General features: G+C 70.3%; 29 protein-coding genes. 5 read left to right on the forward strand and 24 right to left on the reverse strand.

The genetic code is table 11. From position 1 onward, the window contains the following. Positions 1 to 410: 410 nt before the first annotated feature. Positions 411 to 977: a TetR/AcrR family transcriptional regulator gene (locus E7742_RS09230; protein WP_137798682.1), complete on the reverse strand. Its 567-nt coding sequence runs from the start codon at positions 975 to 977 to the stop codon at positions 411 to 413. Between the two features lie 100 nt (positions 978 to 1,077). Here E7742_RS09230 and E7742_RS09235 point away from each other — a divergent pair, with 100 nt between their 5' ends. After that, positions 1,078 to 2,277, forward strand: coding sequence for an MFS transporter (locus E7742_RS09235; RefSeq protein ID WP_137798683.1), 1,200 nt, complete (start codon positions 1,078 to 1,080; stop codon positions 2,275 to 2,277). 28 nt (positions 2,278 to 2,305) lie between these two features. Here the strand turns inward: E7742_RS09235 and hisI are convergent, their stop codons facing one another. Genes hisI through hisD form a run of 11 tightly spaced genes read right to left on the reverse strand, consistent with a single transcriptional unit; the run spans position 2,306 to position 10,325 of the window. After that, positions 2,306 to 2,653, reverse strand: coding sequence for a phosphoribosyl-AMP cyclohydrolase (gene hisI / locus E7742_RS09240; protein ID WP_137798684.1), 348 nt, complete (start codon positions 2,651 to 2,653; stop codon positions 2,306 to 2,308). Further along, a complete protein-coding gene (gene hisF / locus E7742_RS09245) occupies positions 2,650 to 3,423 on the reverse strand; it encodes an imidazole glycerol phosphate synthase subunit HisF (RefSeq protein ID WP_137798685.1) in 774 nt (257 codons plus the stop codon). The genes hisI and hisF overlap by 4 nt, the downstream gene beginning before the upstream one ends. Continuing rightward, positions 3,420 to 4,253 (reverse strand): inositol monophosphatase family protein, encoded by an 834-nt coding sequence (locus E7742_RS09250; protein WP_137798686.1) that lies wholly within the window; start codon positions 4,251 to 4,253, stop codon positions 3,420 to 3,422. Before E7742_RS09250 ends, hisF begins: the two co-directional genes overlap by 4 nt. A 14-nt stretch (positions 4,254 to 4,267) precedes the next feature. Continuing rightward, positions 4,268 to 5,002 carry a bifunctional 1-(5-phosphoribosyl)-5-((5-phosphoribosylamino)methylideneamino)imidazole-4-carboxamide isomerase/phosphoribosylanthranilate isomerase PriA gene (gene priA / locus E7742_RS09255; protein ID WP_137798687.1) on the reverse strand — a complete coding sequence of 245 codons (735 nt, stop codon included), beginning with the start codon at positions 5,000 to 5,002 and terminating at the stop codon, positions 4,268 to 4,270. 18 nt (positions 5,003 to 5,020) lie between these two features. Beyond that, positions 5,021 to 5,305 carry a hypothetical protein gene (locus tag E7742_RS09260; RefSeq protein WP_254699212.1) on the reverse strand — a complete coding sequence of 95 codons (285 nt, stop codon included), beginning with the start codon at positions 5,303 to 5,305 and terminating at the stop codon, positions 5,021 to 5,023. Further along, complete coding sequence (gene hisH / locus E7742_RS09265; RefSeq protein WP_137798688.1) at positions 5,302 to 5,937, reverse strand: imidazole glycerol phosphate synthase subunit HisH; 636 nt, start codon at positions 5,935 to 5,937, stop codon at positions 5,302 to 5,304. The genes E7742_RS09260 and hisH overlap by 4 nt, the downstream gene beginning before the upstream one ends. 9 nt (positions 5,938 to 5,946) lie before the next feature. Next, entirely contained in the window at positions 5,947 to 7,098 is a 1,152-nt protein-coding gene (locus E7742_RS09270; protein ID WP_137798689.1) for an MFS transporter, read from the reverse strand. Next, positions 7,098 to 7,250 (reverse strand): hypothetical protein, encoded by a 153-nt coding sequence (locus tag E7742_RS23195; protein WP_175420449.1) that lies wholly within the window; start codon positions 7,248 to 7,250, stop codon positions 7,098 to 7,100. Before E7742_RS23195 ends, E7742_RS09270 begins: the two co-directional genes overlap by 1 nt. A 4-nt stretch (positions 7,251 to 7,254) precedes the next feature. After that, complete coding sequence (hisB, locus tag E7742_RS09275) at positions 7,255 to 7,869, reverse strand: imidazoleglycerol-phosphate dehydratase HisB (protein WP_137798690.1); 615 nt, start codon at positions 7,867 to 7,869, stop codon at positions 7,255 to 7,257. 9 nt (positions 7,870 to 7,878) lie between these two features. Continuing rightward, positions 7,879 to 9,006, reverse strand: a complete 1,128-nt coding sequence (locus E7742_RS09280) for a histidinol-phosphate transaminase (RefSeq protein ID WP_137798691.1) — start codon at positions 9,004 to 9,006, stop codon at positions 7,879 to 7,881. After that, on the reverse strand, positions 9,003 to 10,325 hold the full coding sequence (hisD, locus tag E7742_RS09285) for a histidinol dehydrogenase (RefSeq protein WP_137798692.1): 1,323 nt from the start codon (positions 10,323 to 10,325) through the stop codon (positions 9,003 to 9,005). Before hisD ends, E7742_RS09280 begins: the two co-directional genes overlap by 4 nt. Before the next feature lie 230 nt (positions 10,326 to 10,555). On the opposite strand from hisD, the gene E7742_RS09290 reads away from it, so the two are divergent. Genes E7742_RS09290 through E7742_RS09300 form a run of 3 tightly spaced genes read left to right on the forward strand, consistent with a single transcriptional unit; the run spans position 10,556 to position 14,131 of the window. Beyond that, positions 10,556 to 12,154 (forward strand): GMC oxidoreductase, encoded by a 1,599-nt coding sequence (locus tag E7742_RS09290; protein WP_137798693.1) that lies wholly within the window; start codon positions 10,556 to 10,558, stop codon positions 12,152 to 12,154. Positions 12,155 to 12,199: 45 nt separating this feature from the next. Further along, positions 12,200 to 13,465, forward strand: a complete 1,266-nt coding sequence (locus E7742_RS09295) for a glycoside hydrolase family 1 protein (protein WP_175420595.1) — start codon at positions 12,200 to 12,202, stop codon at positions 13,463 to 13,465. Between the two features lie 48 nt (positions 13,466 to 13,513). Further along, positions 13,514 to 14,131 (forward strand): LysE family transporter, encoded by a 618-nt coding sequence (locus E7742_RS09300; protein ID WP_137798694.1) that lies wholly within the window; start codon positions 13,514 to 13,516, stop codon positions 14,129 to 14,131. A 2-nt stretch (positions 14,132 to 14,133) separates the two neighbouring features. Here the strand turns inward: E7742_RS09300 and E7742_RS09305 are convergent, their stop codons facing one another. From E7742_RS09305 to E7742_RS09355, 12 genes are all read right to left on the reverse strand, one after another. Next, a complete protein-coding gene (locus tag E7742_RS09305; protein WP_137798695.1) occupies positions 14,134 to 14,391 on the reverse strand; it encodes a hypothetical protein in 258 nt (85 codons plus the stop codon). Positions 14,392 to 14,431: 40 nt separating this feature from the next. Continuing rightward, on the reverse strand, positions 14,432 to 14,830 hold the full coding sequence (locus tag E7742_RS09310; protein WP_137798696.1) for a low affinity iron permease family protein: 399 nt from the start codon (positions 14,828 to 14,830) through the stop codon (positions 14,432 to 14,434). Between the two features lie 65 nt (positions 14,831 to 14,895). Continuing rightward, positions 14,896 to 15,960 carry an iron-containing redox enzyme family protein gene (locus E7742_RS09315; RefSeq protein ID WP_254699213.1) on the reverse strand — a complete coding sequence of 355 codons (1,065 nt, stop codon included), beginning with the start codon at positions 15,958 to 15,960 and terminating at the stop codon, positions 14,896 to 14,898. Continuing rightward, positions 15,960 to 16,208 carry a CDGSH iron-sulfur domain-containing protein gene (locus tag E7742_RS09320; RefSeq protein WP_441346888.1) on the reverse strand — a complete coding sequence of 83 codons (249 nt, stop codon included), beginning with the start codon at positions 16,206 to 16,208 and terminating at the stop codon, positions 15,960 to 15,962. Before E7742_RS09320 ends, E7742_RS09315 begins: the two co-directional genes overlap by 1 nt. A 75-nt stretch (positions 16,209 to 16,283) precedes the next feature. After that, positions 16,284 to 16,961, reverse strand: coding sequence for a phosphodiesterase (locus E7742_RS09325; RefSeq protein WP_368076960.1), 678 nt, complete (start codon positions 16,959 to 16,961; stop codon positions 16,284 to 16,286). Between the two features lie 82 nt (positions 16,962 to 17,043). After that, on the reverse strand, positions 17,044 to 19,167 hold the full coding sequence (locus E7742_RS09330) for a catalase (RefSeq protein ID WP_137798700.1): 2,124 nt from the start codon (positions 19,165 to 19,167) through the stop codon (positions 17,044 to 17,046). A gap of 41 nt (positions 19,168 to 19,208) precedes the next feature. Further along, positions 19,209 to 20,114 (reverse strand): glycosyltransferase family 2 protein, encoded by a 906-nt coding sequence (locus E7742_RS09335; protein ID WP_137798701.1) that lies wholly within the window; start codon positions 20,112 to 20,114, stop codon positions 19,209 to 19,211. Then, positions 20,111 to 21,112 carry a glycosyltransferase gene (locus E7742_RS09340; RefSeq protein WP_137798702.1) on the reverse strand — a complete coding sequence of 334 codons (1,002 nt, stop codon included), beginning with the start codon at positions 21,110 to 21,112 and terminating at the stop codon, positions 20,111 to 20,113. Before E7742_RS09340 ends, E7742_RS09335 begins: the two co-directional genes overlap by 4 nt. Further along, a complete protein-coding gene (locus tag E7742_RS09345; protein ID WP_137798703.1) occupies positions 21,109 to 22,224 on the reverse strand; it encodes a glycosyltransferase in 1,116 nt (371 codons plus the stop codon). The genes E7742_RS09340 and E7742_RS09345 overlap by 4 nt, the downstream gene beginning before the upstream one ends. After that, positions 22,221 to 23,288 carry a glycosyltransferase gene (locus E7742_RS09350; protein ID WP_137798704.1) on the reverse strand — a complete coding sequence of 356 codons (1,068 nt, stop codon included), beginning with the start codon at positions 23,286 to 23,288 and terminating at the stop codon, positions 22,221 to 22,223. Before E7742_RS09350 ends, E7742_RS09345 begins: the two co-directional genes overlap by 4 nt. A 271-nt stretch (positions 23,289 to 23,559) precedes the next feature. Continuing rightward, positions 23,560 to 23,700: a hypothetical protein gene (locus E7742_RS23200; RefSeq protein ID WP_175420451.1), complete on the reverse strand. Its 141-nt coding sequence runs from the start codon at positions 23,698 to 23,700 to the stop codon at positions 23,560 to 23,562. Positions 23,701 to 23,761: 61 nt separating this feature from the next. Further along, positions 23,762 to 24,010 carry a hypothetical protein gene (locus E7742_RS09355; RefSeq protein ID WP_137798705.1) on the reverse strand — a complete coding sequence of 83 codons (249 nt, stop codon included), beginning with the start codon at positions 24,008 to 24,010 and terminating at the stop codon, positions 23,762 to 23,764. A 541-nt stretch (positions 24,011 to 24,551) separates the two neighbouring features. Between E7742_RS09355 and E7742_RS09360 the strand changes: the two genes are divergently transcribed. After that, positions 24,552 to 25,364 carry a sigma-70 family RNA polymerase sigma factor gene (locus E7742_RS09360; RefSeq protein ID WP_137798706.1) on the forward strand — a complete coding sequence of 271 codons (813 nt, stop codon included), beginning with the start codon at positions 24,552 to 24,554 and terminating at the stop codon, positions 25,362 to 25,364. The last annotated feature ends 82 nt before the right edge of the window (positions 25,365 to 25,446 follow it).

Below are 25,446 nucleotides of genomic sequence, written 5' to 3' on the forward strand. Positions count from 1 at the left end.
AACCCGGTGGACGACCCCACCGGCGATGCGGATCCCTCCCCGCGACCGTCGGGTTCCCTCTCGGCCATACCGCCATACTTCCATTGATCTCGGCTCGGGGCTCGTTCATCGTCGACGAGTAGGCTGGCGGAAGCCGGCAGACGCGTCCGGCGTCTCCGGTCAGGCGTTATCGGTTCAGCAGCGCAGCTGGTGGCGTCGCCCAGAACCAGCTGGTCCCCGATGTCGAGGTCGCTCCGGACACCCACGGGAAGGTGGTGGTCGATGGCGAGCATCCGACATGCACTTTCTCCGGCGTTCGTGCCAACCCCTGTGTGAAGTGGACCGACTACCGGCACGAACGCCGTCGGATCGCCCCGCCCGTCCGGGCGGGGCGCTTTCGCGCGCCCGGGGCCGACGTCACCGCAGCGGCGTCAACAGGCCTCCGTCAGACACCGGCGGGCGAGTTCACGCGCCCGCGTGAGGCGGCGGGCCGAACCGTCGATCCCCCGGTGCGCCACCGCCCCCTCCAGAAGCAGGAATACGTGCTCGGCTACCGCCTGCGGGTCCCGCACGCGGGTGTCCTCGCCGACCAGTTCGACGATCCGGTCGTACACCTTCGTCTTGTGGTCGCGCACGACCTCGTAACCGGGGTGGGTGAACGGCAGCTCGCCGGCGGCATTGATGAAGGCGCATCCGCGGTCGCCGTCGTCGACGTCCGCGAGATAGGAGTCGAACACCGCCAGGGTGCGAGGGTGCTCGGCGGCCGCCAGGCGTTCCTCGAAGCGCTGCCACCACTGCCGGTGGCGTTGCGTCAGATAGGCGACGACCAGCGCGTCCTTGGAGCCGAAACGGTCGTACAGGGTGCGCTTGGTGACACCGGACCGCGCGGCGATGGCATCGACCCCGACCGCGTGAATTCCGTTGCGGTAGAACAACTCCGAGGCGGAATCGAGAATCCGCTGCGCCCCGACGGTAAGACGCGACTCGGCTGCGACCACGGTACGACCTCCCTTGACTTCACCGACCAGTGTACTTAGCGTGGGGGTCCAGCTACTTCACAGATCGGTATACCCGAGCGTCAGGGGAACGGAGGCCGGAATGCCGGACACTGCGCAGGTCGCGTCGGCGACGACCGTTGCCACGCTGTCGGCCTCCCGCACGGTGCGGCTGGCCGGAGCCGGTCTCTCGCTGATCGCGGTCTGTTACGGGCTGGCCCGGTTCGCCTACGGGCTGTTCCTGCCGTCCTTCCGCGAGACGTTCGCGCTCAGCGCCGGTCAGGCGGGCTTGATCGCCTCGGCCGGCTACGCCGCCTACTGCGTCGGCACCGTGGCCGCCACCGTCACCACTGCACGATTCGGCGCCCGCGCCGTGTCCGTCGCCGCGGGCGTCCTGGCCACGGTCGGCACGGCGATGATCGCGCTGGCACCCACCGGCCTCGTGCTGGCCGTGGGGGTGACGGTCGCCGGGACCAGCACCGGGCTGGCCTCCCCCGCCCTCGCGCACGCGATCGAGTATCGGGTCGCGCCCGCCCGCCGCGACCGCGTCCAGACCGTCGTCAACGCCGGAACCGGACTCGGCGTCATGCTGTCCGGGCCGGTGGCACTGCTCGCGCACGATCGTTGGCGCGCAGCATGGTTGGCGTTCGCCATCATCACGGCGGCGGTGACGGTGTGGGTGTGGATCCGGGTTCCGACGACGCGCGATCACGCGGCCGGGACGGCCGGCGGCACAGGACGCAGCCGGCTCCCGCTCCCCGCCGGCGCCCTGCGCCTGTTCGCCGCGGCGGTGGCCGTGGGGGTGGCGAGTTCGGCCACCTGGACCTTCGGCCAGGAACTCCTCGAAACAGCGGGCGGGCACGGCCGGACCCTGGCGACCACGGCGTGGATCGTGCTGGGAGCCTGCGGACTGCTGGGCGCCGCCTCCGGTGATCTGACCCGGCGGCTGGGGCTGCGTCGCGCGTGGACGCTGTCGACGCTCGCGCTGGGCCTCGCCACCGCGCTGCTGGCGGCCGCAGCCCCGCAGGCGGCCGTGGCCGTGGGCGCGTCGGCGGCCTTCGGGGCCCTCTACATCGCGCTCACCGGCATCCTGCTGCTCTGGAGTATCCGGATCCACCCGGCCCGCCCGGCCGCCGCCGTCGGGCTCACGTTCCTGCTCGTGGCCGTGGGCCAGTCCGCCGCGGCGCCGCTGCTCGGTGTCGTCACCGATCGCACCGGCCTCACCACCGCATTCTGGCTGTCGGCGGCGGTGGCGCTGCTTGCCGCGGCACTCGCTCCCCCGGCCCGCCTCCGCACCGCGTGAGCGGCCGACCCCGCGGGGCGGGTCGAGGTCAGGACTCGGCGGCCAGGAGCACGTCGGTGTCGAAGCACGTGTGCGTGCCGGTATGGCACGCCGCGCCCTCCTGGTCGACGATCAGCAGCACGGCGTCGCCGTCGCAGTCGAGACGTACCTCGTGCACGTACTGGGTGTGGCCGGACGTCTCGCCCTTGACCCAGTACTGCTGACGCGACCGCGAATAGTACGTGCCTTTGCGGGTCGCGAGGGTGCGCGCAAGCGCCTCGTCGTCCATCCAGGCGACCATGAGGACGTCGCCGGTGGACTTCTCCTGCGCCACCGCGTTGAACAGACCGGCCTCGTTCCGCTTGAGGCGGGCGGCGATCGACGGATCCAGACTCATCGGACGGTGATCCCTTCCGCGCGCATCGCCGACTTGACCTCGCCGATCGTCATGTCCCCGAAGTGGAAGACACTGGCCGCGAGGACGGCGTCCGCGCCGGCGTCGACGGCCGGAGCGAAATGCTCGACCGCGCCCGCCCCACCGCTGGCGATGACCGGCACGTGCACGGCGGCGCGCACGGCACGGATCATCTTCAGGTCGAAACCCTCCTTGGTGCCGTCGGCGTCCATCGAGTTGAGCAGGATCTCTCCGACTCCCAGCTCGGCGCCGCGGACGGCCCACTCGACGGCGTCGATACCGGTGCCCCGCTTGCCACCGTGGGTGGTGACCTCCCAGCCCGACGGGGTGGGTTCCTGACCGACCGGCACGGTGCGCGCGTCCACCGAGAGCACGATGCACTGCGATCCGAACCGCTCCGACATCTCGCGGAGCACCTCGGGCCGGGCGATCGCGGCGGTGTTCACGCTCACCTTGTCGGCGCCGGCGCGCAACAACCGGTCGACGTCCTCGACGGTGCGTACGCCCCCGCCGACGGTGAGCGGGATGAAGACCTGCTCGGCGGTGCGCGTGACGACGTCGAGCATCGTGCCGCGGTCTCCGCTGGACGCCGTGACGTCGAGGAAGGTGAGCTCGTCGGCGCCCTGCGCGTCGTAGGTCGCGGCGAGCTCGACGGGGTCGCCGGCGTCACGCAGGTTCTCGAAGTTGACACCCTTGACGACGCGCCCGGCGTCGACGTCGAGACACGGAATCACCCGCACAGCCAAAGTCATTGTCGTGGCCCTCCTTCAGGCCGCTTCTCCGGGTCGCCCAGAGAGTGCAGAATGTCGAGCAGTTCGGCGTGGACACCGGGCGCAGCGGCCAGGACGGATCGGGAACCGACGTGCCAGTCGTCCCCGCGCAGATCGGTCACGACGCCGCCGGCCGCCCGCACGAGCGCGACTCCGGCCGCGTTGTCCCACACGTGATGGCCGAACACCACCGCGCCACCGAGAATTCCGGCCGCGGTGTAGGCGAGGTCGGCACCCGTCGAGCCGTGCATACGGATCCGGGACGAGACCCGGCTGAGCTGACCGAGCAGTTCGAAGCGGTACGCGCCCGGGATCCGGCCGCGGCTGTCGATGTTGAACGCGCCGAAGCCGATCATCGCCGAGGACAGCTCCCCCCGCGGGAGCGGCGGCAGCGCCTCCCCGTTGCGGTACAGCGGCCCGCCCTCGTGGGCGGAGAAGCGCTCGCCCGTCAACGGGAGCCACGTCAAACCCAGGACGGGCACGCCGTCGCGCAGCAACGCCAGCAGCATCCCCGCGGTGGGCAGCCCGGCCGAGTAGTTGAACGTCCCGTCGATCGGGTCGAGGATCCACACGTCCCCGTCGGCGAGTTCGGGTCCCCCGAACTCCTCGCCGTGGACCGCGATGCCCGTGCGACGCTCGAGCTCGGCCGACACCGACTTCTCCAGCTCGAGGTCGACGGCGGTCGCGAAGTCCTTGGGGCCCTTGCGGACCGCGCTCGGGGCTCCCAGCCCCGCGACGAACCGGTCCCGCGCGCCGTCGAGCACCTCGCTCGCGACAGCGAGCAACTCGTGCGGGTTCCGGGACCGACTCATCGCGACAGCCGTTCTTAACGCGAGACCGCGGCCAGCGCCTCGGGGAGCGTGAATCGTCCTGCGTAGAGCGCCTTTCCGACGATCGAGCCCTCGACGCCCTCGTCGACGAGACCGGCGATGGCCTCGAGGTCGGCGATGGTCGACACGCCGCCGGAGGCGACGACCGGAGCGTCGGTGGCCGCGCACACCGCGCTGAGCAGTTCCAGGTTGGGGCCGGTCAGCGTGCCGTCCTTGCTGACATCGGTGACGACGTAGCGCGAGCAGCCGTCCCGATTGAGGCGCTCGAGCACCTCCCACAGGTCACCGCCATCGGAGACCCAGCCGCGGCCACGCAGCCGGTAGTCGCCGTCGATCAGCTTGACGTCGAGGCCGACGGCGATCCGCTCGCCGTGCTTGGCGATGGCGCGGGCACACCACTCGGGGTTCTCGACGGCGGCGGTGCCGAGGTTGACGCGGGCGCAGCCCGTCGCGAGAGCGGCCTCGAGCGACTCGTCGTCGCGGATGCCACCGGACAGCTCGACCTTGACGTCGAGTTCGCCGACGACGGCGGCCAGCAGCTCACGGTTGGATCCGCGCCCGAAGGCGGCGTCGAGGTCGACCAGATGCACCCACTCGGCACCGTCGTTCTGCCATGCCAGGGCGGCGTCGCGGGGCGCACCGTAATTGGTCTCGCTCCCCGCCTCTCCCTGAACGAGGCGAACAGCTTCACCGTTGGCGACATCTACTGCAGGCAAAAGGACCAGGCTCACTGCGCCGATCCTAGTGGGTCATCGCGCGCGGCCGGGTGTCGGGTCGTTTCCCGGCCGGTCGCGTCGTCGGCCCTGGTCGCCGTACGCGCGCGTGGTCATGCGTCCGGACACGACGCCCATGGCCGCGACGGCGCCGACCACCCCGGCGACGGCGAGCACGAGCCCGACGAGCGGGCCGGGCGCGACGAGCACGATCAGCGCGGCGACCAGCACCAGCACCGCCGCGGCGGTCCCCATCGTGGCGACGGCCAGCCGGGCGACGGACAAATCGCCTTCCGACCGGTCGTCGGCGCCGCGCGTCACAGACTGCGAACCCAGTTCTCCAGCAACTGCGCGCCGGCGTCGCCGGACTTCTCGGGATGGAACTGGGTGGCCGACAGCGGTCCGTTCTCCACGGCGGCCAGGAAACGGTCGCCGTGCTCGGCCCACGTCAGCCTGGGCGGGGCGATGAGATCGGACGGCGGCAACTCCCACCGCCGCACGCCGTAGGAGTGCACGAAGTAGAAGCGGGTCTCGGGGTCCATCCCGGCGAACAGCACGCTGTCCTCGGGTGCCTCGACGGTGTTCCACCCCATGTGGGGCAGGACGTCGGCCTCGAGCCGTTCGACGGTGCCGGGCCACTCACCGCAGCCGTCGGCCTCCACCCCGAACTCGACGCCGCGGTCGAACAGGATCTGCATGCCGACGCAGATGCCCAGCACCGGACGCCCGCCGGCGAGCCGTTGACCGATGATCCGCTCGCCCTTGACCGAGAGCAGTCCCTCCATGCACGCCGCGAACGCGCCGACGCCGGGCACGACCAGGCCGTCGGCCGCGAGCGCCACCTGGGGGTCGGAGGTCACCTCGATGAGCGCGCCGGTACGGGCGAGGGCGCGCTGCGCCGAGTGGAGATTTCCGGAACCGTAGTCGAGAAGGGCAACCTTGCGTGCGGTCATGGGGAAACTCTATCGGGACCCGGGTCCGGCGCCGCGCAGAGCCAGCGCGGTGGGTGCGACCACCAGCGCCGCGATCGCCGAGAGCGCGAACACCGCCGGGTAGCCGAGCGCCCCGGCCACCACGCCGAGGGCGAGCGCGCCCACCCCCGTGCCGCCGTCGTACGCGATGTTCCAGGCGGCACTCGCCGCACCGACCCGATCGGGTCCGGCCGACGCGAGCAGGGTCAGCAGCGCCTCGTTCTGGACGGCGCCGAAACCGGCGCCGAACGCCATCGCGCCCACCACCAGCGCGGCGTCGCCGCCGATCCCCGCGACGGACAGGCCCACCAGGGCCATCCCGGCACCGACCAGGACCAGCGCGGGGACCAACGTGCGCCCACCTCCGATGCGGTCGGCGACGACGCCGGCACCGTAGCGGCCGACCAGCATCGCCCCCGCGGACGCCGACAGCGCGAATCCGGCGATCGCCGCGCGGCCCTCCGAGGCGATGGGCAGCAGCGAGGACATGCCGCCGTACGCGGCGGAGGCGACGAGCATCGACAGGCAGGGAATCAGCAGAACCGCCGCGGGCAGGCCCTTGCGGCCGGCCGGCAGGCCCGGGTTCGGGACCGCCGGCAGCCGCGAGATGGACACCAGCGACAGCGTCGGGATCAGCGCACCCAGCACGAACACGACGGCCTCGGAACCCGCTTGGTACAGCGCCAGCCCCAGCGGCAGCACGATCATCTGCGCGGCGGCGATGGCCACCCCGTTCGCGCCCGTGACACGGCCCAGCAGGTTCCGCGGCGCCAACTCCGCCAGCAACCCGATCCCGGCGACCGTGACCATGCCGAATCCGACGCCGCGGACGGCCGAGATCGCCAGCGCCGGACCGGTGGCCGTGCTCCACAGGAAGGCCAGCGACGGCGGCCCGAGCAGCACGCAACCGAGCGCCAGGACGGCGCGGTAGCCGTACCGCCGGAGCAGCGCCGGGACCTTCAGCTGCGTGGCGACGGTCGCGGCCATGAAGATCGCCGTGGACGCGCCCGCCGCAGCGTCGGAGCCTCCGCCGTCCGCGATCGCCTTGGGGACCACCGGCAGCAGCAACGACCATCCACCGAAGGTGGTGGCGCCCATGAGCAGCGCAACCAGGATCCCGCGAGTACGCAGGAGTTCACGCATCAGATCAGCCGCAGAATCCCCGACACCGCCGCGAGTACGGCGAGGGCCACGAGCACACCCGAGGCGAGCTTGTTCACCTTCCACAGCGCGTACGCGCCGCCGATGGCGAAGCCCGCAGCGAGGAACAGGACGTAGATGAAGACGGTGCTCATGTGACTACAGCGCGCCCTTGGTGGACGGCACACCCGTGACCCGCGGATCGGGCTCGACCGCCTCGCGGAGGGCGCGGGCGACGGCCTTGAACTCGGCCTCGGTGATGTGATGCTGGTCCCGGCCGTACAGCACCCGCACGTGCAGGGCGATGCGCGCGTTGAGCGCGATCGACTCGAACACGTGGCGGTTGATCACGGTCGAGTACGGGACACCGGGGTAGCCGCCGATCACGCTGTGCAGCATGTGCTCCGGCTCGCCGGTGTGCACGCAGTACGGGCGCCCCGAGACGTCGACGGCGGCGTGCGCGAGGGTCTCGTCCATCGGGATGAACGCATCGCCGAAGCGGCGGATGCCGCGCTTGTCGCCGAGTGCCTGCCCCAGAGCCTGACCGAGCACGATCGCGGTGTCCTCGACGGTGTGGTGGGCGTCGATCTCGACGTCCCCGGTCGCCTGGACGTTCAGGTCGAAGCTGGCATGCGCGCCGAGCGCGGTGAGCATGTGGTCGAAGAACGGGATTCCCGTCGAGACGGACACGTTGCCCGTGCCGTCGAGGTTCAATTCGACGACGATGCTCGACTCCTTGGTCGTGCGTTCGACGCGCGCGATCCGATCATTCATCGCAGTCCTTCAGCCCTTCAACTCGGTGGAGGCAAGTTTGCTGCTCACCCGCAGCAGTTCGTCGTTCTCGGCGGCCAGGCCCACCGTGGCGCGCAGGTGTCCGGGGATGCCGACGTCGCGGATCAGGACACCCTCGTCGAGGTAGTGCTGCCACGCCCGGGCGGCGTCCTCGAAGAGCCCGAACAGGATGAAGTTCGCGTCACTGGGTACGACGCTGTACCCCATCGCGGTCAGTGCGGCACTCACTCGGTCCCGCTCGGCGGCGAGTTCGGCGACGCTGCCGAGGGTCTCGTCGGCGTGCCGCAGCGCCGCCCGCGCCGCAGCCTGGGTGACGACCGACAGGTGGTACGGCAGGCGCACCAGCAGCATGGCGTCGATGAACGCCGGCGCCGCCACCAGGTAGCCGAGCCGGCCGCCGGCGAAGGCGAACGCCTTGCTCATCGTTCGGCTCACCACCAACTTGGTGGGGAACTCGTCGATCAGGCCGACCGCACTGGGCACCGAGGAGAACTCGGCGTACGCCTCGTCCACGATCACGATGCCGGGCGCAGCGGCGAGGATCTGCTTCAGGTCCTCGAGTCCGATGCTGTGCCCGGTCGGGTTGTTGGGGCTGGTGACGAAGACGACGTCCGGGCGGCGTTCCTCGATGACGCGCACCGCGGTCGCGGTGTCGAGCGAGAAGTCGTCGTGGCGCGCCGCCGCGATCCACTCGGTCTGCGTGCCCGCCACGAGCAGCGGGTGCATCGAGTACGACGGCACGAAGCCGATCGCGCTGCGGCCGGGTCCGCCGAACGCCTGCAGCAACTGCTGCAGGACCTCGTTGGATCCGTTGGCCGCCCACACGTTCGACACGTCGAGTGCGACACCGGTCTGCCGGGTCATGTACTCGGCCAGGTCCGTTCGCAGCGCCACCGCGTCCCGGTCCGGGTAGCGGTGCAGGTCCGCCGCGGCCGCCCGCACCGCCTCGGCAACGTCGTCGACGAGGGCCTGCGACGGCGGGTGCGGGTTCTCGTTGGTGTTGAGCTGTACCGGCACCGTCAACTGCGGTGCGCCGTAAGGGGATTGACCGCGCAGATTCTCCCGGATGGGGAGGTCGTCGATCCCGACCGCCGATCCGGGGACGGCTGCCGCGCTCACTGGAGAGCCTCGAACCGCAGACGCACGGCCTCGCCGTGGGCCGGGAGGTCCTCGGCGTTGGCGAGCGTGATGACGTGCCCGGCAACGTCCTTCAGTGCCGCTTCCGAGTAGTCGACCACATGGATGCCGCGCAGGAATGTCTGGACGCTCAGACCCGAGGAGTGGCGCGCGCACCCCGCGGTGGGCAGCACGTGGTTGGATCCGGCGCAGTAGTCCCCGAGGCTCACGGGCGCCCACGGGCCCACGAAGATCGCGCCGGCGGACCGCACGCGGGCGGCGACCGCGGACGCGGCTTCGGTCTGGATCTCGAGGTGCTCGGCGGCGTAGGCGTTCACGACCCGCAATCCCGCCTCGACGTCGTCGACGAGAACCGTGCCCGACTGGCTGCCGCGCAGCGCGGTCTCGACACGCTCGCGGTGCTTGGTGAGCTCGAGCTGCGCGACGAGCGCCGCATCGACGGCGTCGGCGAGCTCGGTCGACGTGGTCACCAGCACGCTCGCGGCCATGACGTCGTGCTCGGCCTGGCTGATCATGTCGGCCGCGACGTGCACGGGGTCGGCGGTGTGGTCGGCGAGGATCGCGATCTCGGTCGGGCCCGCCTCGGCGTCGATGCCGACGAGCCCACGGCACAGCCGCTTGGCGGCGGTGACGTAGATGTTGCCCGGTCCGGTGATGAGGTCGACCGGCGCGAGCTCGGCACCATCGGTGTCGGTGCCGCCGTAGGTGAGCAGCGCGACGGCCTGCGCGCCGCCGACGGCCCACACCTCGCCGACACCGAGCAGCGCGGCCGCCGCCAGGATCGTCGGGTGCGGCAGGCCACCGAACGCGGCCTGCGGCGGCGACGCGACGACGAGGGACTCGACGCCCGCGGCCTGCGCGGGGACGACGTTCATCACGACCGACGACGGGTACACGGCGTTGCCACCGGGCACGTACAACCCCACCCGTTCGACGGGCACCCAGCGCTCGGTGACGGTGCCGCCGGGGACGACCTCGGTGGTCGTGTCCGTGCGGCGCTGGTCGGCGTGCACCTTGCGGGTCCGCTCGATCGCGACCTCGAGGGCCGCGCGGACGTCGGCGTCGAGTTCGGCCAGCGCACGGTCCAGCTCGGCCTGGCGCACGCGGACGGTCCCGGGCCGGACGCCGTCGAACTTCTCGCCGTACTCGAGCGCCGCCTGCGCGCCGCGGTCGCGGATGTCCTCGACGACGGGACGGACCTGATGCAGCACCGCGTCCACGTCCACTCCGCCACGGGGAAGTGCTCCCCGGAGCTCAACGGTGGAAGGGGTACGACCACGGAGGTCGGTGCGGGCAAGCATGAGGGGTCCTCTCTGGAGAACATGGGTTCACCTCGATTATCCGCGATGGGTGCAAGTTGGTTGCGCTCCGGCCCCGCGTGCGCGCCGAATGGGGCCGCAGCCGCGACCGGCAGCGGCTCTGAACTGCCATTTGCCCGAAAGACACCACACTGGACACCTGTCCACCATAGAGTCCGGGAATCCGCGAAGAGTCTCAGGCAGGAGCCGCTGTGCACCCGGATCCCCCTTCGATGCATCGCCGCCGCGACGGCCTGACGCGCCGCGCCTTCCTCGGTGGCCTCGGCGGTGCCGCCGCGACGACGGCCGCGGCCACCGTGATTGCACCGGCCGCTGCCACCCCGGCTCCAGCGGCGACCGAGGACCGCCGCCGCGCCGTGGTTGTCGGCAGCGGCTTCGGCGGATCGATCGCGGCCGCGCATCTCGGCCGGGCCGGTGTCGACACGCTCGTGCTCGAGCGCGGCATCTGGTGGCCGACCGGCCCGAACGCGGAGACGTTTCCGCACATGTTCGCACCCGACCAGCGCTCGGCGTGGCTGCAACCGCATCCGGTGATGACCGGCGCTCCCCCGGCGGTCTTCGCGCCCTTCACGGGTCTGATGGAACGGATCCCCGGCAACGGCATGGACGTCCTGTGCGGCACCGGCGTCGGTGGCGGCTCGCTGGTCTATCACGGAATGACGATGCAACCGAACGAGGAGAACTTCACCCGGTGCGTCTCCCCGTCGATCGACTACGGGCGGATGGACAAGGTCTACTACCCACGCGTCGCCCGCACACTGCGGATCGCCACCATCCCGGACGACGTGCTCGCCAGCCCGCAGTACCTCTCGTCGCGCCAGTTCCTGGGTGCCGCCGCGCAGCAGTGGCTGGACACCTTCCGGGTCCCGATGCCCATCGACTGGGACTTCGCGCGGCGGGAGCTACGGGGCGAGATGCGTCCGTCGTACACCAACGGTGACCTCATCTACGGCGTCAACAACGGCGGCAAGTTCTCGCTCGACGTGACGTATCTGGCCGAGGCGCGCGCGACCGGACGCGTCGAGGTGGCACCGCTGCACCGCGTGAACGACATCGAACGCGGTCGGGACGGCACCTGGACGGTGCACTGCGACCGCATCGGGACGGACGGTGCGGTTCTCGAACGCAAGCGCATCGTCACCGACGCCCTGTTCCTTGCCGCCGGCTCCCCCGGCACCACCCGGTTGCTCGTCAAGGCGCGGGCCAAGAACCTGGTCCCCGACCTTCCGGACGCCGTCGGCACCGGGTGGGGCAACAACGGCGACCGGATCTTCATGGTGACGCGGCTCGACGGCAGCCCCGGAGCCTGGCAGGGCGGTCCGGCCTGCGTCGGCGTCAAGGACTGGAGCAATCCGGCGGGTGCGCTCACCATCGTCACCGGTCCCGTCCCCTTTCCGATGGACGCCCACACGACGTCGGTGATCGGATACGGCGTGGTGCCGGGGCTCGGTGTGTGGCACTACGACCCGACCCGTGACGACGCGGTCCTGACCTGGAGCCAGGCCTACGACCGGCAACTCACCGACGCGATCCGCGCACGCATCGAACAGATCGTCGGCGCGGGCTTCGGGGTGATCGCCGCCGACGTCAACGCCTTCGATACCAACACCTTCCACCCGCTCGGCGGCGCCCCGTTCGGGTCCGCGTGCGACGACGCCGGCCGCGTACACGGGCAGCGCGGCCTTTACGTCCTCGACGGCGCGCGCATCCCCGGGTCGACCGGGGCCTGCAACCCGTCCATGACGATCGCCGCGCTCGCCGAGTTCGGCATGGACGCGGTCGTCGCCGCCGACGTCGGCACCGTCTTCTGAGGGGCAGCTGTGAAAACCTTCCTGAGCGAAACCTTCCTGAGCGCCATCGCACTCGCGTTCGTCGCGACACTCCTCGCCGCACCCCTCGGGCAGGCCGCACCGGCCGGTGACGACTTCCTCTGGGGCGTCGCGACATCCGGCTTCCAGTCCGAGGGGTCGTCCCCGGACAGCAACTGGGCGCGGTACTCGGCGTCGGGCCGGACCGAGGACCCGATCGGGAACTCCGTCGACTTCCGGCACCGCTACACCGAGGACGTCGACAACGCCGCCTGGCTGGGGGTGGACGTGTTCCGGTTCGGCATCGAGTGGGCGCGGGTCCAGCCGAGTCCGGGCACGTGGGACGAGACCGAATTCGCCTACTACGACGACGTGGTGCGGCGGATCCGCAGCCACGGCATGACGCCGATGATCACCCTCGACCATTGGGTGTACCCGGGCTGGGTCGCGGACCGGGGCGGCTGGGCCGATCCGCGAACCGTCGACGACTGGCTGGCCAACGCCGAGAAGGTCGTCGACCGCTACAAGGACGCCGGGGCGATCTGGATCACCTTCAACGAGCCGACGACGTACGCGCAGCGTGAGCTGACCTTCGGCGGGATCTCACTACCCGACGTCCACATGATGTTCGACGGCATGACCCGCGCCCACCGAACGATCTACGACCGCATCCACGAGCTCGACCCGGCCGCCCGCGTGGGCAGCAACCTGGCGTTCATCCCGGCCGTGTTCGGAATGCTGGACACCCTGTTCGTCGATCGGGTGACCGACAAACTCGACTTCCTCGGCATCGACTACTACTACGGCGCCTCTCTGGACAACGTGTCGGCGATCGCCGCGGCCACCGATCGGTTCTACGACGTGGTACCGCAGCCCGACGGGATCTACCACGCGCTCATGGCGTACCACCGCAAGCTGCCGAGAATGCCGCTGTACGTCGTCGAGAACGGTATGCCCACCGACGGCGGCCGGGATCGGCCGGACGGCTACACCCGGTCGGATCACCTTCGCGACCACGTCTACTGGATCGAGCGCGCCCGCGAGGACGGCGCCGACGTCATCGGCTACAACTACTGGTCGATCACCGACAACTACGAGTGGGGTTCGTACCGGCCGCGATTCGGCCTGTACACCGTCGACGCCCGCACCGATCCGACACTCACACGCCGTCCCACCGACGCCGTCGCGACGTACCGCGGCCTCGTCGCCGCCGGTGGAGTGCCGACGGACTACCGGCCGGTGAAGCCGCCGGCGTTCTGCTCGCTGGTCGACCCCCCGCGTAGCTGCCTCGGCTCCGGTTCCGGCGGCTCCTGACCGCCCCACCGCTCCCGCGCACCCGGACCGGGAGTACATTTCCCGCTCGTGTCGTGGCAGGTCTGGTTCGCGTTCTTCGGCGCCAGCTGGGTGATCAGCCTGTCACCGGGAGCCGGCGCCATTGCGTCGATGTCGACGGGGCTCCGGCACGGCTTTCTGCGCGGGTACTGGAACATCCTCGGGCTGCAGCTGGCGCTCCTGCTGCAGATCGGGATCGTCGCCGCCGGGGTGGGGGCGCTGCTTGCCGGTTCGGCGACGGCCTTCCTGGTCGTCAAGTGGTTCGGCGTCGCCTACCTCGCGTACCTCGGTGTGCGGCAGTGGCGCTCGACTCCGACACCGCCCGAGCCCGCCACGGAGGCCCCCGGCACCACGGCAGCCGCTCTGGTTCTGCGCGCGTTCCTGGTCAACTCGAGCAACCCGAAGGCAATTGTCTTCATGCTCGCCGTGCTGCCACAGTTTCTCGATCCGGCCGCACCGCTGGTGCCGCAGTACGCGGTCATCGCAGCGACCATGGTCGCGGTCGACACCGTCGTGATGACCGGTTACACGGGTCTGGCGGCGCGGGTACTGCGTCTCCTGCGCTCACCGCGACAGCTCCAGCTCACCAGCCGCGTATTCGCGACGTTGTTCTTCGCCGCGGCCGCCGCGCTCGCCACCGCCGTCTGAAGTCACTCGCGGGACGTGACGCCGATCCCCTTGCGGCGCAGGGCCAGCCGGGCCGCCTCGAGCGAGTTGTGCGTGAGCGCGAATGCCGCACCGTGCAGGACCGCCGCCGCCAGCATCGCGCGTCCGGGCTCGGTGGCGGGACCACGCACGCCGCCGGTGTCGATGCGTCCCAACGTCCGCCGCGCGAGGAGGGCCGAGCCCACTCCGCCCGCAACGCTCACCGCGAACAGGGCCAGTCGCCGGCCCGGCGTCGTCTGCACTGTCGACTCCTTTCGTGGGGTCGAGATCGTCTCGATCGGTCTACGCGCCTTCGCGCTGCTCGATGCCGACGGCCGCCCGGAGCTCCTTCAGATCCACCTGGAGACCGGGGTGATCGCCGCTGAGTTCCTCCATCAGGTCGGCCAACCCGTCGGCGATGGCATTGAGCTTCTGTTGCACCGCGTCGTCGGAACGCTTCTGCGTGTTCTGCAGCAGCGCCACCAGCAGGAACGTCACGATCGTGGTGATGGTGTTGATGATCAACTGCCACGTGTCGATGTTCTGCAGCACCAGAAACGACGGCGCCCAGATCACGACGATGAGCACGCACGCCACGAAGAACGCCGCACGAGACGTGAAATCATTTGTGGCCGTAGCGAACTTGTCGAAAACCGACAACTTGCCGTCGACGTTCGAGGGCATGGTGACAGGTTTCTGCATGGTACCTCCCGAGGATCTGTCGGATCACTACCCCGGAAGCGCCACGACGAAACCGGACAGGTCGGTCACGACCGCAACGAGCTGCGTCCTCGCGACCAACAGTCCGTGATGTGCTCACCCAGCAGATCGTCCAGCGCCAGGCAGGCGGCGGCCCCCAGCAGAACGTCGTCGACCAGTTCGGGACGGTCGGCGACGAGACCGCCTGCAAGGTCACGGACCGCGATCTGCTCGTGCACCGAGTCCGCCTCCACGTGTTCGTCGAAGAACAGCGTGGCGGCCGTGCCGTACCCGAGCCGGCGCAGACCGGCCGAATACTTCTTACTGGGCAGGGCCGACGTCGTCTCGATCGCGCACACGTGGCCCATGAGCGCGCCCACGTTGCGGCGATGCAACCCGAAGTACGACAGGGCGTTCAACGTGGCCAGCGTGACCGCAGGCACGGCGTCGAGATACCGCGCGTAGGTGTCGGACAGCCCTAGTTCGCGCATGGTGCTCGCGAACAACCGCGAGTGCATGCGATCGAGCCGGCCTTGGCCGTACTCGTCGATCTGGATCTCGAGGAGCGCGGCCTTGGGAGCGCCCGCCATGCGCGGGATACCGAACGTGTACAGGTCCGCTTCCCGCAACTGATTGAGCGAGCGGTGGATGAAGAGTTCACGGAACTGCTCGTCGTCCGCATCCGACGCCATGAAATCAGAGAGGCCCGGCGCACGTGTCGGAGCGGTCATGTCCCACAGCGCGCGGACCACGTCGTCACCGAACTCGGCGCGCGCCCGCGTGACCCGGTCGGCGGCGAGAGCACGAATCGCGGCCTCGAGGGGTCCCTCCAGCGCGGCGCGGGCCTCGAGGAGTCGCGGATCCCACTCCCACCGGTCGTCGACGCCCTCGATGCCCTGCAGATGCAGTTCGTAGAGCAGGGTCAGTGTCAGCTGGACGTCGTCGTCGTGGAGCATGCGGACGGGCTCGGGCGCATAGCTCCGGCCCAGGGACGCTGCGGCAGAACGGAAACTGTCCGGGTTGCCCACCCCCTGGAGGACGTCGACCAGGATCGCGCTGGCCTCCCCGCGCGGCGCCGGAATCGCCATCCGGCCGGTCGTCTCGGCGGTCGTGTCTTCTCGGACCGGGACCATCACGATCTTCCTTCCTCGGCTCCCTGCCGCGCGGACCGGTCGGCGGGGAGAGGCTTCCGCTTCTTCTTGTGCGTGGAGTCGCAGAAGGGCGGGCGTTTGGTACCCCCGCATCTGCACAGGGCGATGACGTTGCGCTGGTTGTCGATCGGCTCCCCACCGGTGCCCACCAACTCGACGGCGCCGCGTACGAGGAGCGGGCCGTCGGGGCACACGGTGATCATGACCCCGTCCGACGCTGCAGTACTCATCTGATCACTCACATTCCGTATCCGGACCATCAAGTGTTCCCGAAAGACTGCCACCCTGCACGGCTCGACCGGACGTCAGAGCGCGCCGCCTCGCTCCGGGTCGCGGGCACCGACGGCTTCACGCCCCTTCCGGCTGCCGGCATATGCGGTGCGGCGCAGCTTCGCCAGCCACGTCGGCCACATCTCGAGCCCGGGTGGGCAGTTGAGGACCGGGTCGAACGAGGGCTGCACGCTGTCGTCGCTCGGTAGCCGGTGCTCGAGGTGGATCCGTCCGGCGGGCACCGGGGCACCGCGGGCGGCCAGGTGCACCGCGAACGACAGCGGCGCCGCCAGGTCGTCGATCGCGGCGGAGCCCGTGGGCTGCGCGCCCTGGGGCGTCGCCGTGAGCCACCGCGGCGATCGGTCGTCCGCCGTCCGGTAGGGCACCAGTGTGCTGTACCGCGCGCTCGCCCACGTCCTTGCCGGCACGAGCGCGACCCGTGCCGGCAGGTACGCGGTGGCGAACAGCAGATCCCACGGACCGGCCGGGAGCCGGACACGCACCGCGAGCCCCAGGATGTCGGGCAGCTGCCGGGGTGTTCCGATCCCACGCGACAGGCGGGCGCGGACGGGGAGCGGCTCCCCACCCGGGACCGGACCGAAGTCCCGGTCGAAGTGTGCCGTGCCGTCGAACAACGCTCCATGCGGGTGGAAGATCCGCGCGTGCCGGATCGCCGAACCCACCTCGAAGGGCGCCGAGACCGCTCTGGTCATCAGATCCATACGCACCCGGTTACCCAGCCGGGCGGGAGTCGAACCGTACGGACGTGGCCCTTCGAGGTGGCTGCCGCATCGGCTACCGCTGCCAGACGCGGTGCGAGCGCAGAAGCTCGACGACGCCCCCGGACACCTCGCCCAGGTCGTCGGACACCTGCACACCGGGCTTCTCGCGGGCACCCGTCGGCAGACTCTCCGCTCCGGCGGCGTCGGCGCCGATCGCCTTACCGTGGCGGTACGCCTCGTCGACGAGACGGGCCACCCGCGGGTCCACTTCCGCGGTCAGGACGACGACGGCGTCGAACTCGATGGACCGGGCCGTGTCGTAGGTCCGGGACGCGGTGACCGTGCGGTCGCCGAAGGTGAGCTGGCCCCCGTGCGGGGCGGTGACCAGCGGCAGGATGCCGCTGCCGGAGAGGGTGTCCAGCGCCGCGTCCAGGGCCTGCGCGTCCGTCCCCTCGTCGACGACGACCGCCACGATGCGGCCGTCGACCGGCCATTCCTGCCCCAGCTGGGACAGCGCCGCACTGGGGCCGGTCTCCGGCAGGTCCGACGACGCGTCCGCGCCGCCCTCGGGCACCGGCAGGCCCAGCGACTGGGCGACCCGGGCGCACAGGGTGCCGTCGACGCGTGCGAGGACCTCGAGCGCGCGCTCCTTGATGGCCTGTTCGTAGCATTTGCCGAGTTCGAACGAGTAGGCCTCGGCGAGATGCAGCTGCTCCACCTCCGACAGGCTCGCGTAGAACATCCGCGGCTGACTGAAGTGGTCGTCGAACGAGCTCGGCTTCGTCCGCTGCTTGGTGGTCGCCTCGATCGGCGTGGGGACATCGATGAAGGCGGCTCCGGCCCCTGCCGTGAAGGGGCAGCCGCCGTCGAGGCTGTTCGGCTTGTAGGGCGCGACGCCGTCGTGGACCGCCGTCTGGTGCATGCCGTCACGGAACATGTCGTTCACCGGCGCGTGCGGACGGTTGATGGGCAGCTGCGCGAAGTTCGGTCCGCCGAGTCGGCTGATCTGGGTGTCGAGGTAGGAGAACAGTCGGCCCTGCAGCAGCGGATCGTCGGTGACGTCGATACCCGGCACGAGGTGGCCCGGGTGGAAGGCGACCTGTTCGGTTTCGGCGAAGAAGTTGGTGGTGTTGGCGGTCAGCGTCATGACGCCGATCGGCTGCACCGGGGCCAGCTCCTCCGGCACCAGCTTCGTGGGATCGAGCAGGTCGATGCCCTCGAACTCCTGCTCGGGGGTGTCCGGGAACACCTGGACGCCGAGGGTCCACTCCGGGTACGCGCCGCTCTCGATCGCGTCGGCGAGGTCACGGCGATGGAAGTCGGGGTCCACGCCGGCCGCGATCTGGGCCTCTTCCCACACCAGGGAGTGCACACCCAGGCGGGGCTTCCAGTGGAACTTCACCAGACTGGTCTCGCCGTCGGCGTTCACCAGACGGAAGGTGTGGACGCCGAAGCCCTCCATCATCCGGTACGAGCGCGGGATACCGCGGTCGGACATGTTCCACATCGTGTGGGCCGTCGCCTCGGTGTGCAGGGTGACGAAGTCCCAGAAGGTGTCGTGCGCGCTCTGCGCCTGCGGGATCTCCCGGTCCGGGTGCGGCTTGCCGGCGTGGATGATGTCGGGGAACTTGATCGCGTCCTGGATGAAGAACACCGGGATGTTGTTGCCGACCAGGTCGAAGGTGCCGTCGCTGGTGTAGAACTTGGTCGCGAACCCGCGGGTGTCGCGGACCGTGTCGGCCGACCCGCGTGAACCCAGGACCGTGGAGAAGCGCACGAAGACAGGCGTTTCCACGTCCTTCTGGAGGAAGGCCGCCGACGTGAGCTTCTCGGCCGCGCCGGTCGCCCGGAACACGCCGTGCGCGGCCGCACCGCGCGCGTGCACCACTCGCTCGGGAATGCGCTCGTGATCGAAGTGGGTGATCTTCTCGCGGAAGTGATGGTCCTGCATCAGGATCGGACCACGCGGGCCCGCCTTGAGGGAATGATCCGTGTCGGCGAGGGGGGCACCCTGCGCGGTGGTGAGAGTTTCGCCCTGTTGACGGCGATCGCCGTCGGCCGCTCCCGTCGGCGAGACCTGAGCGGGCGCCGACTGGTCGGGCTTGGTGAGCCGGGGAACCGGACCACTCGTCGGCTCGGACTTCTCGGGGGTGAGGGCGCTGGGCGCACCCGGAACGTCGAACTCGTTCGTGGACAAGGAGACAGTCCTTTCTTCGTCGGGCAGGGTCGGGGTCGGAGTCACTCGCCGGGAACGCTCCCGGCGGCAACGGGGTCGGGAGGCGCCGCGCGTGCGACGCTCGGACGGTCGGGGTCGAGGCGGAGCCACGAGTTGCTCTGTTCGTCGAAGCGGATCGAGCCGTTCGCCGCGAAGGCATCGAGCCAGCCGCGCATCGGCCACCAGCCCCATCGCCGCTCGAACACCGCGGCATTGCGCAGGATGTCGTCGAGATGCTCGATCGGCGGGTCGGACACGGGATGGTGAAGGTGGAAGGCGTCCGCTCCCCCGACCCACGACAGTCCCACTCCGGCGGCGGCTGCGCTCTGCGCGAAGTCCGTGTCCTCGCCCCCGTAACCGGTGTAGTCCTCGCAGAAACCGCCGATGCGGTGCCACACGGCGGACCGGACCGCGAACGAGAGCGACCAGAACAGTTCGTAACGGTCGTCGGCGAGCGTGGCCCCGTCAGGAGGCGCCGGCCGGGCCGGGTGCGGGTCGGCCGGGGGCTGGGCGCGCCCGGGCTGCTCCCGGAGTGCGGTCGACGTCGCCGCATCGAGGTAGGTCACGGGTCCGCACAGCAGATCGTCGCGGTGCCGCGGCGTCATGGCGGCCGTGCGATAGCGGTCGATCATGCGTGGGTGCGGGATGCAGTCCACGTCGAGGAAGACGAGCAGCTCCGCGCCGCGGTCGAGCGCGGCGCGGGCGCCCAGGTTGCGGGCGCGCGCGAGCGGCAGACACCGCGCGGCCGCCGAGATCTCCACCGTCCGAGCGGCGTCACCGTGTTCGGCGACGATGTCGGCGATCGCACGGTCGCCCATCGACACCACGACGTGATCGTCGACCGCCGAGGTGGAGTCCCCGAGCCGACGCAGTTGGCTTCTCAGGTGGTCGTGGCGGCCGGCGACCACGGTCACGATGGCGGTCCTCATGCGGCACCGGCTCCGTCCAGTACCCGTTCCACCGCGGCGGCGGCGCGGCCCGCGGCGCCGCGGGTGTTCCAGCGCGACCAGTCGCGTCCGCCTGCGGTGAGTGCACGGCCGATCAGGTCCGGCCATTCGGCGGCGGTCGGCCACGCCGTGTGCACCACCGCCAGACCGGCGGCTTCCAGGACACCTGCGGTGGTCTCCTGTTCCGCGAACGGGCGCTGCTGCGGTACCACGATCGACGCGGTGCCGGCGGCGGCCACGTCGGCGATCGCATTCTGGCCGGCGTGCGTGACCACCACCGAGCCGGCGCACAGATCCGGCCAGGGGTCCTCCTTCCACGACGCTCCCGGCCCGCCGAGCGTGGTCCAGTCGACGCCGGGCACGCTCGCGCGCCACCGGTCCACCTCGTGTGCGGTCAAGGACGTTCCGCCGGCACCGTTGAGCACCGTCACGCGGACCGCGCCGGAACCGGTGGGGGTCTCGGGCGCACGGCCGTCGAAGCGGCTCACACCGCCGACGTAGGTGGTCTTCGCGGCATGCCGCTCGAGCCACGGCGGGGCGTACAAGTCCCGCGGCCACGCGGCGATGATGTGGTCGGCGATGTCGTACACCAACCGGTGGGCCGCGTCGTCCCTCTCGCCGGGCATTGCCATGACGACGGTGGGCACGCCCATCAGCCGCGCGAACGTGGCGACCTCGACGGAGACGTCGACGATCATCGCCTGCGGCCGCGCGACGCGGATCCACTCGGCGACCGCGGCCATCCGCGACCGCAGGCCGGGGTCCTGCAGCGGCACCCAGTGCAGAGCGCCGCCCGCGGTGGGGTTGCGCGGATCCCGAGACGCATCGTCCCGCTCGAGGGTGACCACCGCATCGAACGGCTCGGAGTCGGCGAGTTCGAGCGAGGTGAGCGCGACGACGGGGGTGTCCAGGTGGCGCGTGATCGTACGGGCGCGGGTGAGGTGACCACGGCCGTGGTGGTGCACGTAGTAACCGATCATGCGACCGACACCTCACGCAGCCGCCGGGCCGTGCCCTCTCGCACGGCCGACCGGTAGCAGTCCTCGTACGTGGCGACCATCGCCGTCTCCGAACAGGCCGACAACGCGCGGGCCCGCACCCGGGAGCGCGGAAGGTCGGATGCCTCGCCGATCGCGCGGGCCATGGCCGCGACGTCACCGGGGGCGACCAGACGGCCGCTGTGCTCGTCGACGATTTCCGGGATGCCGCCGCGTGCGAACGCCACGACCGGGGTGCCGCACGAGAGCGATTCGGCGACCACGAGCCCGTAGGGCTCGTCCCAGTCCGGGGTGACGAGCGAGACCGCCGACGTGCCCACGACCCGGGCGAGCGCGGCGCGCGGCAGGTGGCCGACGTAATCGACCGCCCCGGGCCGCAGACGCGGCTCGACGTGCGTGCGGAAGTACCCGGGATCACTCACCGGGCCGGCGAGGCGGAGCGGGGTGCCGGCTCGCTCGGCCGCCTCGATGGCGAGATGGGTGCCCTTCTCCTCGGTGATCCGGCCGAACCAGACGGCGCCCTCGCCGCCGGGCCCGAGGGGCCACGCGTCGGTGTCCACGCCGTTGGGGACGACCCGGATGGGGCGGCCGACGACGCCCTCCCACGCGGCCGCGGTATGTCCGCTCACCGCAACGAAATCCACGCCCGCACCACCGGTGAGCGCCACGGCGGACTCCAGCCACGGCGTCGGCGGTGTGTGCAGGGTGCTGAGCATCGGAATCGGCAGAGTCGGCGCCATCGCCACGGGCAGGTAGTGGAGGCTGTGATTGTGGACCACGTCGAATCGGTCGGCTCCGCTCTCCGCCAGTTCGAGCATGAGACCGAGATAGGCGTGGTGGTCGCCGAGGAACTCCCGTTCCGGCATGGACGGGTCACTGCAGGCCTGCCGGCTGGGCCGGAATGTCCGGACAGGCAGTGCCGCGGCGGCAGCTTCGGCGTCCGAGCCGTCCGCGGCGAACAGCGTGACGGTGTGCCCCGCCCGCTCCAGTGCACGCGCGAGGTGCCACACGTGGGACTCGAGACCTCCGGCGAACGGTTGACGGATGGGATGACTCGACGATGCGACGATCGCGACCCGCAGCCCGCGTGTCATCCGAGGGCCCGCTCGTACACGGCGCGGTGGGCGCGGGCGAGGAAGCGCCGCTCCGACATCCGTTCCTCCCAGGTGGGGGCAGGCGCAGTCCATCGTTCCCGGTACGCCCGTCGAATGCCCTCGTCCAGCGACGCGGGATCGAAACGATCCTCGTCGAAAATGAAGTTCTCGCAGTCCTTCTGCTGCCCGTAGAAACCACAGGACGGCGCCACCACTCGGGTGCCGAGGTCGTGGCAGGCCTCGAGCCACCCCGAGTGTGTTCCGAACCGGTAGGGCAACACCGACACCGACAGCGACGACAGATACGAGAACAGCTGGTCGTCGGAGTAGTAGCGATGGACGTCGACGGTGACGTGGTCGTGCTCGTCGTACTTGAGCAGCAGTTCGCCGGTCTCGGGGGCGTACCAGTGGTTGTCGGGGTCGAAGACCTCGTCGTGCAGATTGATCCTCAGCTCGGCGTCGGGTAGGTCCGACACGGTGCGCGTGAGGGTCTCGACGATCGGCAGGACGTCCATGTTGGGCCGAAAACTCTTGGCATGCAAACCCACCACGAAAGGCTCCGGGGCGGACGGATCGCGGCGCCCGAACCACTCCTCACCCACCACGTGCGGGTGCGGCAGGACGGTCGCCTCACGTCCCCACCGCCGGTCCACCACCCGAGCGGCTCCGGGGGTGAGCGTGATCACCTCGTCCGCCGCGGGGATCAGCACGTCGAGTTGTGCGTCGTGCATGCCGGGATCCGGGTGATGCGGATTGCGCAGGTCGTGCACCGTGTACACGAGGGGCTTGCGTAGTCCGCCGAGGGTATCGACGATCTCCCGCAACGTGTCCGGGGTGACGGCGTCGAATCCGAAGTGGATGTGGAAGACATCGAACTCCGTCGCGTTCTCGCGGATCCAGGCGGGGTCGAGCATCAACGGGGGCCACCAGCCGCCCGGCACCTTCCGGCCGTCCGCGGGAACGGGATCGGGGAGCCGGACGACGTCGTCGTCGAGCTCCGGCGCCGCCAGGTGTCGCACGTAGACGTGCGACGACGGCACGGACGCCACTCGAATCGCCCTCATCGATCTCCTCCGGGTCGGGTCACCACATCCGCAAGCGGGACACCATCGGTCACATCAGAATTTGCGGTACGGCCGCACCGCTCGAATATCGCACACGAACCGGGGTGCTGCCCGGTGGGCGAACCGGACGCTCGTTGCCCGCACACTCGGTGGAGGACATGCGTTTTCACCGGCCGATGCGCACAGTCACCGCTGTCGAGCGGCGACGGCGAACCCGCCGTATCCACACCGCACCACCGAACGCGTTCGGGGCGGCCCGAGCCGCAGAAGGTCAGCGGGCCGGGGGACGCTGCGCCACGACCTTCGCCCACCATCCGTCGAGTGGGCTGGGGTCCGGGTAGCGCACGATCTCGATGCCGTCCAACGGCTGGTGCCGATCGGCCCCGAACTCACTGCTGGTCGAACTTCTCACGTTTCTTCACCTTTCACTGCACCGAGTCGAGCGGTCGTGGCGTCGAGGGAGCCTGGTCGTACTACTGACCCCGGGGGAACCCACCGAGCATCAGCACTGCCGCGAACAGACACCCTCCGGTGACGGACGAGACGGTCAGGACGTCGACGAGGGCGAAGCCGACTCCGACCGCCACCAATCCCGGGAGCGCCGCCAGAAAAGCGAAGAGGAGCGCCCATGCCCCCGCGACTGCCGCCGAGGCTCGCAGGCCTGCGGCCGGGCCCGGCCGCCGAGGCGAAAGAACCTCGTCGGTGATCACTCGCTGAGACATCGACACTCCCTTCCCGAACATTCCGATGGAAGGATTCCCACACAGAGAGAATCTATACCTACGGAGACAACTTTTCTCTGGAACCGATTTCGCGGCGACCGGTGCCTCCACCAGGGACCGCACCCGAAGCTTCCCCGGGGACCCACGTTTCGGCGTCCTACCTGGCAGGACGCCCTCACAGGACCCACGGCCCCGGCGCGAGCAGGACCAACGTCCAGGTCAAACGTTCCACTCGTGGGATCGGCGCTCAGGATTTCCGCGCGCGGGCACCCGAGGCCCCGCTCCCCGACGCCGGCCGTCGCGTCGCACTGCAAATCTCTCGCTGACGGTATAGATTTTGTCTTACAGCCGACCGATCAATCCTCTCCCGTCGGTCCGTGATTTCGGCGCCGGCGGGTCGCCTCCGGGAGGGCTCACGGATGAATACGTCGATGAACGGTCCGTCGAATCCACCCGCGCCGGCCGGGCAGCCAGTCCGGCGACACCCCCGACCGATGGTCACGGCCCGCCCACTTTCCGCTCACTGAGAACAGGATGTGCGATGCTCTCTACCCTCAGCGCCCACGAGGACTCACGTGAACTGTGCGACGAGAAGGTGCGCGACTGTGTGCATGATCTGCGCGCCGCGCTCGAAAGAGCCGATCTCGACCACGAGGAACGCGAACGCCTGATCGACCGGCTCTGTGTCTGCGCGCTTCCGATGGCCCGGCGGGTGGCCGCTCGCTACCGGAACCGGGGGGTGCCACTCGCCGAACTGGAGCAGGTGGCCGCGCTGGCGCTCGTGGGTGCGGCACGACGCTTCGACGCAGCCCGCGGCACCGATTTCGTCCCGTACGCCGTCACTTCGATCAGCGGCGAGATCCGCAAGTACTTCCGCGACTTCACGTGGGCCACGCACGTCCCTCGTCGCCTGCAGGAGAACCACCTCGCGGTGCGCAACCGGACGGACACTCTCGCAACGGAGTTGGGGCGCCGGGTCGGCATCGACGAGGTGGCGGCCTCGCTGGGGATGTCGGTGGAGGAAGCGGCCGAGGCCGAGCGTGTCGGCGAGCTGTACTCGTGCGAGTCCCTCGATGCGACACTGCCGGACGGCACCGATTCGCGGATGCAGACGCTCGGCGCGAGCGACTCCGATCTGTCCCGCGTCGAGCACCGCCACCAGTTGCGTCGTCTCATGGCCACGTTGGACGAGCGCCAGCGTACTCTGCTGTGGCTGCGCTACTTCCACCAGCTGTCCCAGTCGGAGATCGCCGACCGCGTCGGACTGTCCCAGATGCACGTCTCGCGCCTGCTCCGCCAGGCGCTGGACCAGCTACGGCGGCAGGCGACGGAGAGCTACGCCGCGGCGGGGTGACGAACCGCCACCGCCCCCGCACGCCACCGACCGTCGACCAATTGCTTGTTCGGCCAGCCCGAGCGGACGAAGTGTGCGTAGG

The organism is Rhodococcus sp. SGAir0479 (assembly GCF_005484805.1).
Taxonomy (GTDB): Bacteria; Actinomycetota; Actinomycetes; order Mycobacteriales; family Mycobacteriaceae; genus Prescottella.

Excerpts from the sequence above, each read along its gene's own strand:
- E7742_RS09235 (WP_137798683.1), top strand. The coding sequence starts at position 1,078 with ATGCCGGACACTGCGCAGGTCGCGTCGGCGACGACCGTTGCCACGCTG.
- hisI (WP_137798684.1), bottom strand. The coding sequence starts at position 2,653 with ATGAGTCTGGATCCGTCGATCGCCGCCCGCCTCAAGCGGAACGAGGCC.
- hisF (WP_137798685.1), bottom strand. The coding sequence starts at position 3,423 with ATGACTTTGGCTGTGCGGGTGATTCCGTGTCTCGACGTCGACGCCGGG.
- E7742_RS09250 (WP_137798686.1), bottom strand. The coding sequence starts at position 4,253 with ATGAGTCGGTCCCGGAACCCGCACGAGTTGCTCGCTGTCGCGAGCGAG.
- hisH (WP_137798688.1), bottom strand. The coding sequence starts at position 5,937 with ATGACCGCACGCAAGGTTGCCCTTCTCGACTACGGTTCCGGAAATCTC.
- E7742_RS09270 (WP_137798689.1), bottom strand. The coding sequence starts at position 7,098 with ATGCGTGAACTCCTGCGTACTCGCGGGATCCTGGTTGCGCTGCTCATG.
- E7742_RS23195 (WP_175420449.1), bottom strand. The coding sequence starts at position 7,250 with ATGAGCACCGTCTTCATCTACGTCCTGTTCCTCGCTGCGGGCTTCGCC.
- hisB (WP_137798690.1), bottom strand. The coding sequence starts at position 7,869 with ATGAATGATCGGATCGCGCGCGTCGAACGCACGACCAAGGAGTCGAGC.
- hisD (WP_137798692.1), bottom strand. The coding sequence starts at position 10,325 with ATGCTTGCCCGCACCGACCTCCGTGGTCGTACCCCTTCCACCGTTGAG.
- E7742_RS09290 (WP_137798693.1), top strand. The coding sequence starts at position 10,556 with ATGCATCGCCGCCGCGACGGCCTGACGCGCCGCGCCTTCCTCGGTGGC.
- E7742_RS09310 (WP_137798696.1), bottom strand. The coding sequence starts at position 14,830 with ATGCAGAAACCTGTCACCATGCCCTCGAACGTCGACGGCAAGTTGTCG.
- E7742_RS09315 (WP_254699213.1), bottom strand. The coding sequence starts at position 15,960 with ATGGTCCCGGTCCGAGAAGACACGACCGCCGAGACGACCGGCCGGATG.
- E7742_RS09320 (WP_441346888.1), bottom strand. The coding sequence starts at position 16,208 with ATGAGTACTGCAGCGTCGGACGGGGTCATGATCACCGTGTGCCCCGAC.
- E7742_RS09325 (WP_368076960.1), bottom strand. The coding sequence starts at position 16,961 with ATGACCAGAGCGGTCTCGGCGCCCTTCGAGGTGGGTTCGGCGATCCGG.
- E7742_RS09335 (WP_137798701.1), bottom strand. The coding sequence starts at position 20,114 with ATGAGGACCGCCATCGTGACCGTGGTCGCCGGCCGCCACGACCACCTG.
- E7742_RS09340 (WP_137798702.1), bottom strand. The coding sequence starts at position 21,112 with ATGATCGGTTACTACGTGCACCACCACGGCCGTGGTCACCTCACCCGC.
- E7742_RS09345 (WP_137798703.1), bottom strand. The coding sequence starts at position 22,224 with ATGACACGCGGGCTGCGGGTCGCGATCGTCGCATCGTCGAGTCATCCC.
- E7742_RS09350 (WP_137798704.1), bottom strand. The coding sequence starts at position 23,288 with ATGAGGGCGATTCGAGTGGCGTCCGTGCCGTCGTCGCACGTCTACGTG.
- E7742_RS09355 (WP_137798705.1), bottom strand. The coding sequence starts at position 24,010 with ATGTCTCAGCGAGTGATCACCGACGAGGTTCTTTCGCCTCGGCGGCCG.
- E7742_RS09360 (WP_137798706.1), top strand. The coding sequence starts at position 24,552 with ATGCTCTCTACCCTCAGCGCCCACGAGGACTCACGTGAACTGTGCGAC.